The organism is Dietzia sp. E1 (assembly GCF_014145015.1).
Classification (GTDB): domain Bacteria; phylum Actinomycetota; class Actinomycetes; order Mycobacteriales; family Mycobacteriaceae; genus Dietzia; species Dietzia cinnamea_A.
The window spans coordinates 1-14997 of the sequence record NZ_JAALDU010000575.1 but is presented as its reverse complement, the minus strand read 5'-3'; the positions used below and the strand labels follow the sequence as shown (position 1 = coordinate 14997).

Here is a 14997-nt window from a genome sequence, read left to right as displayed (position 1 = left end):
GAGGCGGCAGGCGGCGTCGATGGCCAACTGCTCGGGCAGCAATCCCCGCTCGACGGCCTCGCGCAGACGGGGCAGGCGGGTGTGGATCTGCACGCCGGCGGTGACCAGGTGGCGGGCGTGCCATCCGGTCAGGGCCATCGCCGCGGCCAGGTGGTGGCGGGCCCGGTCGGCCGGGTCCAGGCGGGCGTGCGCGGGACGGGTATCGGCGCCGGGCTCACCGTGGGCGGCCTCGTCCAGCGCCTTGAAACTCTCGACCAGCAGGTACGCGGCCTGCAGCCGGGTCGCCCCGGCCAGATTCTGCGCCAGCGTCACCGACCGCACCACCTCGCTCAGCGCCGAGGCGTCCAACGACTCCAACGGCTCGTCCACCGCGCGCAGCGCCCCGAGACCGAACGCCCTCGCCGTCGTCGTCGTATCCAACCCCGTCACCCCCAACCGCGCCGCACCCTTATCGAACCTGTGATCGATTCTACCGACGCGTCCCGAATAGCACAAGAGTTCGATTGGCGGAGAGGGAGGATGAGCGGGTGGTGATAACGAGGGGGTGAATGGCCACAGCTGACCGGGTTCTGTTACGGTGGGCGGCATGTCGATCGCTCGCGCATATTGGCGCTTTATGTGGGCTCCGGGTGGAGCCCGCGCCGCGAGCGCACGCGTCCGCTAGACGGATCGTCGACACCCGGAGCCCAGAGGCGGTGACCACCATGGTCGCCGCCTCCCGCCTTTTCCAGACGGCGGATCCGGGTGCGACATGGGCACCGAAGAGGATCACGGCACCCGGCCCGCCACCACCGATTCGTCAGGAGCGACCGCCGTGACCATCACCGCCGAAAACCCCACCCAGACCGCCGACCGGCGCGTCCTGTCCTACTCGCCGCTGCCGACGCCGACCGAGATCCTCGGCGAGCTCCCGCTGGGAGAGGCCCGCGAGGCGCTGGTCGAGCGGAGTCGGTCCGAGATCGCCGACGTGCTGGCCGGCCGCGATGATCGCCTGCTCGTCGTGGTGGGTCCCTGCTCGGTCCACGACACCGACGCCGCGCTGGATTACGCCGGACGGCTGGCCCGGCTCGCCGAGGAGACGGCCGAGGACCTGCTCATCGTCATGCGCGTCTACTTCGAGAAGCCGCGCACGACGGTCGGCTGGAAGGGCCTCATCAACGACCCCGCCCTCGACGGGAGCTACGACATCCCGCGCGGCCTGCGCACCGCTCGCAAGCTGTTGCTGGACGTGCTCGACCTGGGGCTTCCCGTCGGGACGGAGTTCCTCGAGCCGACGAGCCCGCAGTACATCGCCGACGCCGTCTCCTGGGGTGCGATCGGCGCCCGCACCACGGAGAGCCAGGTGCACCGCCAGCTCGTGTCCGGCCTATCCATGCCGGTCGGCTTCAAGAACGGCACCGACGGCGAGGTGCAGGTCGCGGTGGACGGTTGCCGGTCCTCGGCGGCGGGGCACGTGTTCTTCGGCACCGACGCCGACGGCCGCGCGGCGGTCGTGGAGACGGCGGGTAACACGGACTGTCACGTGATCCTGCGCGGCGGCACCCGCGGGCCGAACCACGACGCGGAGTCCGTCGCGGCGGCGGTCGCGTCCGTGGGCAAGGTCGGGCTGCCGGGCCTTGTGATGGTCGACGCCAGTCACGCCAACTCGGGTAAGTCGCACGAGCGCCAGGCCGAGGTCGTGGCCGAGCTGGCCGAGCGCATCGGCGGGGGAGAGCAGGGCATCTCCGGGCTGATGATCGAGAGTTTCATCGAGCCCGGCGCCCAGTCCGTCGAGGCCGAGGAACTGGTCTACGGGCAGTCCGTCACCGACGCCTGCATGGGATGGGACACCACCGCCGAGGGGCTGCGCGCCCTCGCCGCGGCGGTGCGCGCCGGCCGCCGGGACTGACCCCCGCCGGCCGCCGGGACTGACCCCCGCCGGACGACGCAGCCGAGCGCGCAGCGGGTCAGGGGCACCACAGAGGAGGCGGTGCCGCGCGGTACTCTTTCCCGCGTGGCCACCTCCCCCCTGTACAAGTTCTACGAGTCCCGACTGCGGTCGTCGCTCGAGGGCAAGAGGCTGCCGCGGCACGTCGCCGTGATGTGCGACGGCAACCGCCGGTGGGCCAAGGAGGCCGGGTTCACCGACGTCGCGCACGGCCACCGGGCCGGCGCGGTGAAGATCGCCGAGATGCTGGGCTGGTGTGACGAGCTCGGCATCGACGTCGCCACCATTTACCTCCTGTCCACCGAGAACCTCGGCCGCGACGCCGACGAGCTCGGCGAACTGCTGCAGATCATCGCCGACGTCGTGGACGAGATCACCAGGCCGGAGCGCAACTGGGAGGTCCGCATCGTCGGGCGGCTGGAGCTCCTGCCGGAGTGGCTGGCCGATCGCCTGCGTCACGCGGAGCAGGTGAGCACCGGCCGACCGGGCGTCAAGGTCAACGTGGCGGTGGGCTACGGCGGGCGGCAGGAGATCGCCGACGCGGCCCGTGAGCTGGTCGAGCAGCTGATCGACGAGGGCCGGACGGGAGCCGACCTCGTCGACGGGATCACCGTCGAGGGCATCGGGGAGCACCTCTACACGTCCGGGCAACCCGACCCCGACCTCGTGATCCGCACGTCCGGGGAGCAGCGCCTGTCGGGCTTCCTGCTGTGGCAGAGCGCGTATTCGGAGATCTGGTTCACCGAGGCCTACTGGCCGGCGTTCCGCCGTGTGGACTTCCTGCGCGCACTCCGCGAGTACAGCGCCCGCAACCGCAGGTTCGGGCAGTGAGAACTCCGGCGAGCACCCCGGCGGGATCCTCCGTGCCCGCGTCGTTCACCGTCCGAGCCGTGTGCGTGGTCGACCAGCTGCTGACCGTGCCCGGCCGCGTCGGCGTGACCGCGATCGACAAGCGCCCGGTCGAGGGCCCGGTCGAGGTCCGCGAATACGGCCTCCACGGTGACGTCCAGGCCGACCGCAAGCACCACGGCGGCGTCTGGAAGGCCGTCTACCTGCTCTCCGACTCCGACGTCGAGCTGTGGGAGCCCGAGTTCGGCGGCCCGATCCCGCCCGGTTACTTCGGCGAGAACCTGCGCGTGACCGGGATCGACACCGCGCGGCTGCAGATCGGCACCGTGCTGGAGGTGGCCGCTGTAGGCGCCGTCGGCGCCGGCGGCACCGCCGGGGCTCCCGCCCTGCGCATGGAGGTGACCACGCCGCGCATCCCGTGCCAGACCTTCGCCCACCGTGTCGGGAAGCCGCGGTGGGTGCGTCGCTTCACCGAGGGCGGGCGGCCGGGCGCGTACGCGCGGGTGCTCGCCCCGGGTCCGGTCGGGGCGGGCGACGAGATCCGGGTGGTCAGCGAGCCCACGCACGGTGTCACCATCGGGAGGGTGCTGTCCGGGGTCGACGACGACGAGGTCAGCCGCCTCCTCGCCGAGTACGACCTCTCCGAGCTCGCACCGAGCCTCGTCCGGAAGCTGGATCCGGCCACGGACGACCGCCCGGTCGACGCGGACTGAGACACCGCCGGCCGGGGCGGGTGATCAGTCGCGGGGCGTGGCCAGGTGGTCCCACACGTCGCCGGCGGTCGACCACACCTCGTGCGCCCCGGACTCGTCGACATCGGGGAGCCGGAACGCGCCGCCGCCCCCGGCCGAGGTCGCGACGAGCGTGACGAGTCCGGCGCGACGCTGGAACGGGGTACGTCGCACGTTCCAGCCGAGGATCCCGTCGCGGATCACCACGTCGGTGCGCCGCAGGAACGACCCCTTGCGGAGTACCACGAGCGTCGGCCCCACGGCGTGACCGAGTCCGCGGTAGTTGTCGACGGTGGCCCACGCGGCGACCGCCCCACTGATCGCGGCCACCGCGACGGGAATCCACCACAGCCACGGCCACACGAGGACGGGTGTGGCCGCGATCGCGGTGAGTGCGGCGGTGGCGAGGAAGGCGCGGAGGGCTCGTCGTCGTCGCGCCACAGGCGGATGAGCCCGTAGCGCCCCGCCGCGAGATGACACGGCCGGTACCGTCTCACCGAGCACCGCCTCCGCGACCCGCACCGGCACCTCGCGCGGCGAGGCCGGGACGAGGGCCGGGCTCTGCTTGGTCTGGCCGTCCTCGTCCTTGCCGATGCCCACGCCCACGGCGACCACGTCGAGGCGCGCCGCGCCGACCGCCCGCAGGCCCGGCGGCTCGTACAGCGTCACCCCGCGCACCCGGCGGCCGTCGAACGACGTGTGCCGCCCCACCATCAACCCGCGTCGCAACTCCAGCGACCCGTCCCGGTGACGTTCCAGACGCATGCCCCACCAGGTCTCGACGAAGATCGCGACGGCCGCCACGGTGCCGATGGCCAGCGCGATCACCACCAACCCGACCGCGATGACCGGCACCGGCAGCGAGTCGATCCGGTCCCAGACCCACTCGAGCATCGCGGGCACCGCGTTGAACCAGTCCGCCACCTGGAACACCAGGCCGAACGCGATGAGCCCCGACAACGGCGTGACGACCCCGACCGGCGCGTAACGCACCCAGCGCGGGTCGAGCCGCGCGATCTCCTCGGTGTCCGCGGACGCGCGGTCGGCCAGCAGGTCGCGGCGGAGCTGCTCGGCGACCCGCCGGTCCAGCGCGGCGAGGGTCAGGCGCGAGCCGTCCGTCTCACCGCTGGCGAGCTTGAGCGTCGCGATGCCGAGCCGGCGCTGGACGACGTCGGCAGACAGTTCGACGTTGCGCACGCGGTGGGTGGACAGGCTCGTGGTGGTGCTGGACAGGAAGCGCACGCGCTTCTCGATGCGGTGGGCGTCGACGCGGTAGTCCGTGACCGCCAGGCGGATGAGCTCCGACACCGCGATGGCTGCGGCGCCGAGGACCGTGCCGCCGACCGTCCAGAGCAGCACCCAGCCGATCGCGAGGCCGCTGAGCAGCATGCCGATCGCCACCGGCACCGCCGCCGCGGCCAACGCCCCGGTCGCCACGGTCGTCGACGCCGGGATCGTGCGGCGGTCGAGGCGGCGCCATCCCGGCTGCTGCGGCGTGGTCATGTCGCGTCCCGCTGGTCGTCCTCGGCGAGGAGGGTGAGGCGGTCGACCATCTCCTCCGCCAGCGCGGCGTCGAGCGCGCTGATGCGCACCGCGCCCTTGGACGAGGCGGTCGTCACCACGACCGTCGCGAGCCCGAACTGCCGCTGGAGCGGGCCGCGGGTCTTGTCGACGGTCTGCACCCGGGACAGGGGAGCGGCGCGCCACTCCTCCCAGAACAGACCACTACGACTGTAGATCGCGACATCGGTGGCCTCCCATCGGTGGATCGCCCACCGCACCCGCGGCACCGCGACGAGCGCGACCGCCGTCAGCACGGTCCACACCAGCGCCGCGAGGATCATCCACGGCCCCAGGAACACTGCCGCCACGGCCAGGGTGATCAGCGGTGGGACCATCCAGAGGGCGACCTGCGCCGCCCACCACCGGCGACACCGCGGATCGACGTACTCACGGGGCGGCCGCAGTCCGATGTTCGTCTCGTTCACGATTCCACCCTAGATTCGCCGGTCCACAGTGGTCCCGATATGGGACGCTGATCCGCATGGGACTCCTCCGGCGATACCGGGCGACCGGCGCAGACCTGCCCTTCGGCGATCCGCTCCGCGCGCACGGCGTGGCCATGGAGGGGTACTTCCTCCGGATCACGGACCGCGAACGCGGGCGCGTGGCCATCGCGCTCATCGGGGTCAACCGGGGACCCGACGGGCACTGGGCGACGCTCGGCCTGGCCTCGGACGAGGTGACGATCCCGCTCGAGGCCGGTGGCGCCCGCCGGCCCGGTGACGGGGACCCCTCGCCGTCGTCCTCCGCGGCGGTTTCCACGCTCCGCCTCGCCGCCGCGCCGCACGGGTGGGCCGACCCGGCGCGCATCGGCGCCCGGTCCGGAGGCCAGTTCGAGTACCGACGCGACGGCATCCGCGTGGACATGGGGGAGGGCGCGCGGCTCCACGTGGACATCACCGACCCCGTGGAGTGGCCGCATCGCGCCGTCGGCGGGTCGAGCATCTTCCAGTCGGTTCCCGCGCTCAACCAGTACTGGCACCCCTGGCTGCTCGGCGGGCGCGCCAGCGGATGGGCCGAGCTCGACGGCCGGCGCTGGGACTTCGACGACGCCGAGGTGTACGGCGAGAAGAACTGGGGCGCGGAGGGCTTCCCCGACTCCTGGTGGTGGGGGCAGGCGCAGGCGTTCTCCGAGCCCGACACCTGCGTCGCTTTCGCCGGCGGCCAGATCCACTCCGGCCCGCTGCGCACCGAGGTCACCGCGCTCGTCGTGCGGCTCCCGGGCGGGCGCGTCGTGCGGCTCGGCAACCCCGTGGTCTCGCCCGTGCGCGCCGACGTCACCGACGAGAGGTGGGAGCTCGAGGGACGCGGCTACGGCTGGGACATCCGCGTCAGCGGACGCTCACCGCTCGACCGTGCGCACGTCCTGCCCGTGCCGCTGCCGTCGGAGAGCCGCAACTCCGCAGGGTCCATCGAGCACCTGACCGGGGAGCTCGAGGTGGAGGTACGACGGCGAGGGCGGCTCGTATGGTCGGATCGCAGCTGGCTGACCGCGCTCGAACACGGGGGTCTCGACCGGGCCGAGGCCGAGCTGCGGCGGCGGGGCGTTCCAGAGGGGGAGACGGGCGCGCCGCCGGTGTAGGCCGCGGGCGGGGAGTGCGCGCGGGCGCGGCCTCAGATCTTCCGCAGGCGCAGCCGCTGGATGGAGTGATCCGAGTTCTTGCGCAGCACCAGCGTGGCGCGCGGCCGGGTGGGCAGGATGTTCTCCACGAGGTTCGGCCGGTTGATCGAGTTCCAGATCTCGCGCGCGGCCAGGCGCGCCGCGTTGTCGGACAGGTCGGCGTAGTGCGCGAAGTGCGACCCCGGGTTGGAGAACGACGTGCTGCGCAGCTCGAGGAACCGCTCGATGTACCACTGCTCGATGTCCTCGATCCGCGCGTCCACGTAGAGCGAGAAGTCGAACAGGTCCGAGACCATGAGCCGCGGGCCGGTCTGCAGGACGTTGAGGCCCTCGACGATGAGGATGTCCGGCCGCTGCACCTCGATGTGCTCACCCGGCACGATGTCGTACTTGGTGTGTGAGTACACCGGCGCGCGGACCACGGGCGCGCCGGACTTGACCTCGGTGACGAAGCGCAGCAGCGCGCGGCGGTCGTATGACTCCGGGTACCCCTTGCGGTGCATGAGCCCGCGACGCTGGAGCTCGCGATTGGGGTAGAGGAACCCGTCGGTCGTCACCAGGTCGACCCGGGGGTGCGAGTCCCAGCGGGTGAGCAGCGCGCGCAGCACACGGGCGGACGTGGACTTGCCCACCGCCACCGAGCCCGCGACACCGATCACGAACGGCATCGGCGCGTCGACGGTCTCACCGAGGAACAGGTTGGTGGACTGGAACAGCCGCTGACGTGCGGAGACCTGCAGGTGGATGAGGCGGCTGAGCGGGAGGTAGATCTCCGCGATCTCGTCCAGGTCGAGGTGCTCACCCAGGCCGCGGAGCCCTTCGAGATCCTGCTCGGTGAGGACCATGGGCATCGCACGCCGCAGCCGCCGCCAGCTCCGGCGGTCGAACTCCACGTACGGCGTGTAGTCGCCGGCATGTCTGCTCACGGGTTCCGATTGTGGCAGGTGGCCACGGGGAGAGGGTGTCAGGGTGCGTGGCACTAGACTGACGACGACGAGACGAGCCGTGGCCCACACGATTCGTACGAAGCGAGAAGCCCACGCGCGAGGAGCAACGATGACCGACCCGAACACCGACGTGTTCTCCGCCTCCCTGTCCGAACTGGATCCGGAGGTCGCCGAGGCGATGGCCGGCGAGCTGGCCCGTCAGCGGGACACGCTCGAGATGATCGCGTCGGAGAACTTCGTGCCGCGCTCGGTGCTGCAGGCGCAGGGCTCCGTGCTCACCAACAAGTACGCCGAGGGCTACCCGGGACGCCGCTACTACGGCGGGTGCGAGCACGTGGACGTCATCGAGAACCTGGCCCGCGACCGCGCCAAGGAGGTCTTCGGCGCCAAGTACGCCAACGTCCAGCCGCACGCCGGGGCCCAGGCCAACGCCGCCGTGCTCATGGCGCTCGCCGCGCCGGGCTCCAAGATCATGGGGCTGTCCCTGGCCCACGGTGGACACCTCACGCACGGCATGAAGCTCAACTTCTCCGGCCAGCTGTACGAGGTCGCCGCCTACGAGGTCGACGCCGAGACGATGCTCGTCGACATGGACGCCGTCCGTGAGATGGCTCTGGCGGAGAAGCCGGACGTCATCATCGCCGGCTGGTCGGCCTACCCCCGGACGCTGGACTTCGCGAAGTTCCGCGAGATCGCCGACGAGGTCGGCGCCAAGCTGTGGGTGGACATGGCGCACTTCGCCGGCCTGGTTGCCGCGGGCCTGCACCCGAGCCCCGTCCCGCACGCAGACGTCGTCTCCACGACCGTGCACAAGACGCTCGGCGGGCCGCGCTCCGGCATGATCCTCACCAACGACCTCGAGCTGTTCAAGAAGCTCAACTCGACGGTGTTCCCCGGCCAGCAGGGCGGGCCGCTCATGCACGCGATCGCCGCCAAGGCCACGGCCATGAAGATCGCCGGGACCGAGCAGTTCCGTGAGCGGCAGCAGCGCACCCTGGAGGGCGCGAAGATCCTCGCCGAGAGGCTCACCGCCGAGGACTGCAAGAACGCCGGTGTCTCCGTCCTCACCGGGGGGACCGACGTCCACCTGGTGCTGGTCGACCTGCGTGACTCGGAGCTGGACGGTCAGCAGGCCGAGGACCTGCTGCACGAGGTCGGCATCACCGTGAACCGTAACGCCGTGCCGTTCGACCCCCGGCCGCCGATGGTCACCTCCGGCCTGCGGATCGGCACGCCCGCCCTGGCGACGCGTGGCTTCACCGCGGACGAGTTCCGCGAGGTCGCCGACATCATCGGCGCCGCCCTCGCCGCGGGTAAGAACGCCGACGTCGCCGCCCTGCGCGAGCGCGTCACGGCGCTGGCCAAGTCCAAGCCCCTCTACGAGGGCCTCGAGGACTGGACGATCCTGGGCTGAGGACTCCGAGACACACGACGACAGGCGGGGGTCGATGACCGACGAGAGCGCGGGCATCGCCCCCCGCCTGCGCGTGGGATACGTTCCCGGCGTGCAGTCCGACAAGTGGCTCACCCGGTGGCGCGAGCGCAACCCCGATGTGCCGATCACGGCCCGACGAGTGGGGGACCCGCGCCCGGACCTGGCACGGTCCGCCGGCGACGACGGCTTCGACGTGATCTTCCTCCGCGAGGCCGACGATGCGCCGCGGTCGGCGCCGCCTGGACTCCTGCGGATCCCTCTGTACACCGAGACCATGGCCGTGCTCGCCGAGAAAGATCACGAGCTCGGGGCGTTCGACACGCTGAGCGCTGAGGACCTCGAGGCCGAGCGATGGCTCGATCCGGTCGACGCGGTCACGGCGACGCCGGAGGAGGTGTCCGCCGCCGTCGACCTGGTCGCGGCCGGAATCGGGCTGCTCGCGCTACCGCTGCCGTACGCGCGGTCGCTGAGTCGCCGGGACGTGGTGGCCCGGCCACTCGAGGGTGTCCCGACCACCCGCATGGGAATCGCGTGGTCGCCCTCGCGGGAGGGGGACCAGCTCATCGACGAGTTCGTCGGGATCGTGCGCGGACGCACGGCCGCCACCTCCCGCGGCGCGGGGGAGCCGCAGCGCGAGAAGCGCACGGCCCGCGAGAAGGCGGCGGCGAAGGCGCGGGCGCGCGCCGAGCGCGGGACACGGCCAGCGGAGCGGGGCATGTCCCCGGCGAGGGGTAAGCGGCGGCGCTGACCGCCGCTGGTCAGCGGGCTGTCGCCCCGACCATCCGGCGGGCGAACTCGACGTGGCGGCAGACGACGTCGTCAGCGCTCAGGGGCCCGTCGGGTCGGTACCAGTCCGCGATGGAGACGCACAGTGACGCGATCGCCCGCGCGGCGTCCTCGGGGAACTCGCAGGCGAAGTCGCCGGACTCGACGCCCGCGCGGATGGCGTCCTCGATCATCTTCTGCTGGGCGTCGCGTTGGCCGACGTGATGGGCGCGCACTTCCGGCTCCATGCTGCGCATCTCGGTGGAGGCGACGAACGCCTGGTCGCGCCGGGCCATGTGGAAGCGGGCCAGACATTCCACCACGTTCTCGAAGCGGGTCACCGGATCGTCGCCGGCGTCGTCGGCGGCAGCGGCGGTGTTGGCGAGCATCTCGGCCATCGCGGTGTCGACCAGAGCGGCGAGAATCGCCTGCTTGGAGCGGTAATGGTGGTACAGGCCGGGCACCGACAGCCCGGCGGCCTCGGCGATCATCCGGATAGATGCCCCGTGGTAGCCGTGGCGCGCGAACACGCCCAGCGCGGCGCGTAGGGGAGGGGAGAGCGCGTCGTCTCCGAATTCGCGCCAATCCGCCGTGGTCGCGATCTCCTCGCTCATCTCCATCACCCTATAACCGCCCTCCGCTTGACACCCAATGTAGTGTACGCAACACTATGGCACACCGAGCGATCGCTCGGTCGGCTACGTCGGAACCGGCGCTGACGGGAGGAGCGAGATGAGTCAGAGCGACCCGCGACCATGGCGGGAGCTGTACCGTCCAGGGCTCGACGAGAGCGCGGTGGCGCGACGATCGAGCCTGGTCGAGGCGTGGCGCGAACGCGTTACCGCGGCGCCGGATCGGGCGGCGATCGCCTACTTCGACACCGAGCTGTCCGCGACCGAGGTCGACGAGATGTCCGACGCGCTCGCCACCGCGCTCCAGGTCCGCGGCGTGGCGCCGGGCGACCGGGTGGGCATCCACCTGCAGAACATCCCCCAGTACGCACTGGCGATGCTCGCGCTGTGGAAGATCGGCGCCGCTGCCGTGGTGCTCAATCCGATGTACTTCGGGCGCGAGCTCTGGCTCCCGGTCGCCGACTCCGGTGCCGTGGGGATCATCGCCACCGACCGGGACGTGCCCGCGATCCGGGAGGCCGTCAGCGGCACGGACGTGGCCTGGGTCGTCAGCACCAGCGAGCGGGATCTGCAGACGAGGAACGACCCCCGAGCGTTCGGCGACGAGCAGCCGGCGGAGCCCTCCGCGGACGGGGACCTCGTGGACCTCATCCACCGGTTCGAGGGGCGCACGCCGGAGCAGGTCACGGTCACGCAGGACGATCTGGCGCTGCTGACGTACACGTCGGGCACGACCGGGCCGCCGAAGGGCGCCATGAACTCGCACGGCAACGTCGTCGCGGTCGCCCGGAGCTTCGCGGACTTCGTCGACGTGGCGCCGGGCGACGTCGTCCTGGCCATCGCACCGCTGTTCCACATCACCGGCGCCGTCATCAACGCCACGCTCGCCCTCATCGGTGACGCGACGCTCGTCTTCGCGGGCCGGTTCCGACCCGAGGTCATGCTGGACGCGTTCCGTGAACACGGCGTCACGTTCACGATCGGTTCCATCACCGCGTACAACGCGCTCATGCGCCTGGACGACGCAGGGCCGGAGCACTTCGCCGCGGTCAAGACCCTCTACAGCGGTGGTGCTCCCATCCCGCCGTCGACGGTCGAGCGGTTCGCCGAGCGGTTCGGGCACTACATCCACAACGGCTACGGCATGACGGAGACGACCTCCGGCGTGATCGCCGTGCCGCCCGGCCTGCGGGCGCCGGTCGACGCCGCGAGCGGCACCCTGTCCATCGGCGTGCCACTGCCGGGGATCGACGCCGAGGTCGTCGACGCGGACGACACCCCCGTCGCGCCCGGCGAGCAGGGCGAACTCGTGCTGTCCGGGCCTCAGATCGTCTGGGGCTACTGGCGCAACGAGGCCGCCACCGAGTCGACCATGCCCGGCGGACGACTGCACACCGGTGACGTCGCCGTCATGGACGCGGCCGGCTGGGTCTACCTCGTCGACCGGCTCAAGGACCAGATCAACGCCTCCGGCTACAAGGTGTGGCCGCGCGAGGTCGAGGACGCCCTCTACGAACACGACGCCGTGTTCGAGGCCGCCGTCGTCGGCCTGCCCGACGAGTACCGCGGGGAGAAGGTCGTCGCGTTCGTCTCGCTCAAGGCCGGCCGGACCGCCACGGAGGACGAGCTGATCGCGTTCGCCGCCGACCGACTCGCCGCCTACAAGCGACCGGCCGAGATCCACCTGGTCCCCGAACTGCCCAAGACCCAGACCGGGAAGATCCGCCGCCGCGAACTCCGCGACGCGCACGCCCCCGACCAGCCCTGACCACGCGCCCCGAACCACCCCTCACACCGAAGGACACCGACATGGCCGAGGCCACCCTGAACCCCGGCGACAACGGCGGCACCGCCGCCCACGCCGCACCACCCGTGCAGACGACGCGGGCTAACCGCAGCAGCATCCGATCCCTGGCCGCCAGCACCACCGGGCAGCTGTTCGAGTGGTACGAGTGGACCGCCTACGCGGTCTTCGCCCCCTATATCGCCGCCGCGATGTTCAACAACGACAACCCGGTGTCCGCGCTGCTGGCCACCCTGGCCGTCTTCGCCGTCGGCTTCCTCATGCGCCCCCTCGGGGGGATCGTGTTCGGCCGGATCGCCGACGTCAAGGGACGCAAGTTCGTCCTCATCACCACCATGCTCATGATGGCCGGCGCGAGCCTGCTCATCGGCCTGCTGCCGACCTACGGAACGCTCGGGATCGTCGCCTCCGGCCTGCTGCTGCTGTGCCGCATGGTCCAGGGCTTCGCGCACGGAGGCGAGTCGGCGACCGCCTACAGCTACGTGGCCGAGATCGCACCCCCGCACCGTCGCGGCATGTGGGGCAGCCTCGTATTCGTCGCCATCATGGGCGGCACCGTGATCGCCTACGGCATCGGCGGCGGCATCACCGCCGTGCTGTCCGAGAGCGCCGTGGGCGAGTGGGGCTGGCGCGTGCCGTTCCTGCTCGGCGCCGTGTTCGCGCTGTTCGTGCTCTACCTGCGCCGCGGCATGGAGGAGTCCGACGTCTTCGACAAGGCGGCGGCCGAGGCCGAGGCGTCGGGCACCACGGTCACGTTCTCGCGGCGCAAGCTGGCCGGCGCGATCGCCCTCGTCGTGGCCATGGTCTCCGGCATCACGGTCGCGCACTACACCTGGAGCTCCTACGCGTCGACGTTCGCCATCACGCAGCGCGACATGGACTCCGAGTCCGCCTTCTGGATGATCTTCGCCAGTCAGCTCATCGCGCTGGGCACCCTGCCGCTGTGGGGTCTGCTCTCGGACCACATCGGTCGCCGCCCGGTGATCTTCGTCTTCGGTGTGGGCACCATCATCACCACGCCGGTGCTGATGGGGATGATCGACGAGCGTCCGTGGACGCTGTTCGTGGCCTCTCTCATCGCGATGACGCTCGTCGCCGCCGCCGGGTCGATCCTGTCCTCGTTCATGTCCGAGGCGTTCCCCACAAAGATGCGCACCGCCGGGATCGGGTTCGCCTACTCCCTGTCGGTCGCGGTGTTCGGCGGCAGCGCCCCGTACCTCAACGCCCAGTTCATCGAGTGGGACCTGTACTGGATGATCAGCGCATACATCATCTTCCTGTGCGTCTGCACCATGGTCGCGACCGCCTTCATGAAGGAGACCCGGGGTCACGACCTGCACCGGGTCGGCCAGCACTGACACGGCGTCCCCGACCCACTCAGCCCGGATCCGCTCCGAACCGTTCACCCGGCCGCCCATCAACAGCGAGGATCGAACTCCATGACCCCATCATCGTCAGAGGCCACCGGCCTGTCGCTCGACCAGCTGCTCCGCCCCGACATCGTGGGTCCGAGGATCGCCGAGGCCACCGGCGACCGGGCGTGGACCGATTTCGACGCCGAGCTCATCGCCGGCGGCAAGTCGAACCTCACGTTCACGCTCCGCTCGGACGCCGGTGAGCTCATCCTGCGGCGGCCGCCCACGGGGAAGCTCCTGCCGAGCGCCCACGACATGGGCCGCGAGGCGCGCATCCAGCTCGGACTCGCGGACACGGACGTGCCGGTCGCGAAGGTGGTGCTCAACGAGACCACCGGTGAGGACCTGGGCGTGCCCTACTACGTGATGGAGAAGGTGGTCGGCCACGTCATCCGTGACGTGCTACCGCCGGGCTTCGCCGAGTCCGACGACGACAAGGCGGCCATGGCCGACGCCCAGATCGACGCCCTGGTCGCGCTCCATGCCGTGGACCAGGACGCCGTCGGCCTGTCCGATCTCGGACGCCCGGAGGGCTATCTGGAGCGACAACTCCGCCGCTGGCTGGGCCAGTCGGAGAAGTCCAGTGCCTCCGTCCGGGCCGACCGCCTGCCCGACCTGGCGGCGCGTCTCGGCGAGAGCATGCCCACCTCGCCGTCGTCGCGGATCATCCACGGTGACTACCGACTGGACAACTACGTCGTCGACCCCGACGACCCGGGGCGCATCAAGGCGATCCTCGACTGGGAGCTGTCCACGCTCGGTGACCCCGTCGCCGACCTGGCGCAGACCGTCCTGTACTGGGGCGATCCCGACGGGCCGACGGTGCCGCTCATCCCCACCATCACCACCGAACCCGGGTGGCCGGGGCCGCAGCGCCTCCTCGACCGGTACTGCGACGCCACCGGCACGGACCCGTCCCACATGCCCTGGTACCTGGCGTTCGCCACGTTCAAGTTCGCCGCCATCGCCCAGGGCGTGGCCACCCGCTCCGAGGCCGGCGACATGGCCGGACAGGACTTCGGAGACATCGGCCCGCAGATCCGCGAGCTGGTCGCCCACGGCCACTCGATCCTCGACTCCCGGAAGGGGACCACGTGATGACTGATCCCACCCCCGGCGCCTCCGATCCCGGTGCGCCGTCGCCCGTCGATCCGCGCACGGGACCGCAGTCGGCGGTGCCCGTTCTCGACCGCTTCCGCCTGGACGGCCGCGTCGCCGTGGTCACCGGCGCGTCCTCCGGCCTCGGGGCGGGATTCGCCCGCGCGCTGTCCTCGGCCGGCGCCACCGTCGTGCTCGCCGCCCGGCGCC

The 14997-nt window shown here is 71.4% G+C and carries 13 protein-coding genes and 2 pseudogenes; 10 read left to right on the top strand and 5 right to left on the bottom strand.

The window, feature by feature from the left end; all coding sequences use genetic code 11:
• Positions 1-429, bottom strand: a pseudogene (locus G6030_RS16110) (hypothetical protein); the annotation flags it as partial.
• Positions 430-814: 385 nt separating this feature from the next.
• On the opposite strand from G6030_RS16110, the gene G6030_RS16105 reads away from it, so the two are divergent.
• The 3 genes from G6030_RS16105 to G6030_RS16095 all read left to right on the top strand — a co-directional run bounded on the left by G6030_RS16105 (position 815) and on the right by G6030_RS16095 (position 3489).
• The gene (locus G6030_RS16105) at positions 815-1888 is read left to right on the top strand and encodes a 3-deoxy-7-phosphoheptulonate synthase (protein WP_182643805.1); all 1074 of its coding nucleotides are present in this window, start codon (positions 815-817) and stop codon (positions 1886-1888) included.
• 105 nt (positions 1889-1993) lie between these two features.
• Positions 1994-2758: an isoprenyl transferase gene (locus G6030_RS16100; RefSeq protein WP_061230071.1), complete on the top strand. Its 765-nt coding sequence runs from the start codon at positions 1994-1996 to the stop codon at positions 2756-2758.
• The gene (locus G6030_RS16095; protein ID WP_347238684.1) at positions 2755-3489 is read left to right on the top strand and encodes an MOSC domain-containing protein; all 735 of its coding nucleotides are present in this window, start codon (positions 2755-2757) and stop codon (positions 3487-3489) included. Before G6030_RS16100 ends, G6030_RS16095 begins: the two co-directional genes overlap by 4 nt.
• Before the next feature lie 24 nt (positions 3490-3513).
• Here the strand turns inward: G6030_RS16095 and G6030_RS16090 are convergent, their stop codons facing one another.
• Entirely contained in the window at positions 3514-5010 is a 1497-nt protein-coding gene (locus G6030_RS16090; RefSeq protein WP_182643800.1) for a PH domain-containing protein, read from the bottom strand.
• Positions 5007-5495 (bottom strand): PH domain-containing protein, encoded by a 489-nt coding sequence (locus tag G6030_RS16085; protein WP_182643799.1) that lies wholly within the window; start codon positions 5493-5495, stop codon positions 5007-5009. The genes G6030_RS16090 and G6030_RS16085 overlap by 4 nt, the downstream gene beginning before the upstream one ends.
• A 56-nt stretch (positions 5496-5551) precedes the next feature.
• Between G6030_RS16085 and G6030_RS16080 the strand changes: the two genes are divergently transcribed.
• A complete protein-coding gene (locus G6030_RS16080; RefSeq protein ID WP_182643798.1) occupies positions 5552-6652 on the top strand; it encodes a tocopherol cyclase family protein in 1101 nt (366 codons plus the stop codon).
• Between the two features lie 32 nt (positions 6653-6684).
• On the opposite strand, the gene coaA is transcribed toward G6030_RS16080, so the two are convergent.
• Positions 6685-7617: a type I pantothenate kinase gene (gene coaA, locus G6030_RS16075; protein ID WP_007631281.1), complete on the bottom strand. Its 933-nt coding sequence runs from the start codon at positions 7615-7617 to the stop codon at positions 6685-6687.
• Positions 7618-7747: 130 nt separating this feature from the next.
• Here coaA and glyA point away from each other — a divergent pair, with 130 nt between their 5' ends.
• Positions 7748-9052, top strand: coding sequence for a serine hydroxymethyltransferase (gene glyA, locus G6030_RS16070; protein WP_182643797.1), 1305 nt, complete (start codon positions 7748-7750; stop codon positions 9050-9052).
• Positions 9053-9086: 34 nt separating this feature from the next.
• Positions 9087-9821: a LysR family transcriptional regulator substrate-binding protein gene (locus G6030_RS16065; RefSeq protein ID WP_182643796.1), complete on the top strand. Its 735-nt coding sequence runs from the start codon at positions 9087-9089 to the stop codon at positions 9819-9821.
• A 10-nt stretch (positions 9822-9831) separates the two neighbouring features.
• Here G6030_RS16065 and G6030_RS16060 read toward each other — a convergent pair whose 3' ends face one another.
• On the bottom strand, positions 9832-10452 hold the full coding sequence (locus G6030_RS16060) for a TetR/AcrR family transcriptional regulator (protein WP_182643795.1): 621 nt from the start codon (positions 10450-10452) through the stop codon (positions 9832-9834).
• Positions 10453-10570: 118 nt separating this feature from the next.
• Between G6030_RS16060 and G6030_RS16055 the strand changes: the two genes are divergently transcribed.
• The 4 genes and pseudogenes from G6030_RS16055 to G6030_RS16680 all read left to right on the top strand — a co-directional run.
• On the top strand, positions 10571-12238 hold the full coding sequence (locus G6030_RS16055) for an AMP-binding protein (protein WP_241724418.1): 1668 nt from the start codon (positions 10571-10573) through the stop codon (positions 12236-12238).
• 41 nt (positions 12239-12279) lie between these two features.
• On the top strand, positions 12280-13632 hold the full coding sequence (locus tag G6030_RS16050; protein WP_187701920.1) for an MFS transporter: 1353 nt from the start codon (positions 12280-12282) through the stop codon (positions 13630-13632).
• Between the two features lie 81 nt (positions 13633-13713).
• Positions 13714-14787, top strand: coding sequence for a phosphotransferase family protein (locus G6030_RS16045; protein ID WP_182643794.1), 1074 nt, complete (start codon positions 13714-13716; stop codon positions 14785-14787).
• Positions 14787-14997, top strand: a pseudogene (locus tag G6030_RS16680) (short-chain dehydrogenase); the annotation flags it as partial. The gene G6030_RS16045 and the pseudogene G6030_RS16680, both read left to right, overlap by 1 nt.

Bases quoted from the DNA above. Each gene is read 5' to 3' on its own strand.
- G6030_RS16090 (WP_182643800.1), bottom strand. From the start codon at position 5,010: ATGACCACGCCGCAGCAGCCGGGATGGCGCCGCCTCGACCGCCGCACG.
- G6030_RS16080 (WP_182643798.1), top strand. From the start codon at position 5,552: ATGGGACTCCTCCGGCGATACCGGGCGACCGGCGCAGACCTGCCCTTC.
- glyA (WP_182643797.1), top strand. From the start codon at position 7,748: ATGACCGACCCGAACACCGACGTGTTCTCCGCCTCCCTGTCCGAACTG.
- G6030_RS16065 (WP_182643796.1), top strand. From the start codon at position 9,087: ATGACCGACGAGAGCGCGGGCATCGCCCCCCGCCTGCGCGTGGGATAC.
- G6030_RS16060 (WP_182643795.1), bottom strand. From the start codon at position 10,452: ATGAGCGAGGAGATCGCGACCACGGCGGATTGGCGCGAATTCGGAGAC.
- G6030_RS16055 (WP_241724418.1), top strand. From the start codon at position 10,571: ATGAGTCAGAGCGACCCGCGACCATGGCGGGAGCTGTACCGTCCAGGG.
- G6030_RS16050 (WP_187701920.1), top strand. From the start codon at position 12,280: ATGGCCGAGGCCACCCTGAACCCCGGCGACAACGGCGGCACCGCCGCC.
- G6030_RS16045 (WP_182643794.1), top strand. From the start codon at position 13,714: ATGACCCCATCATCGTCAGAGGCCACCGGCCTGTCGCTCGACCAGCTG.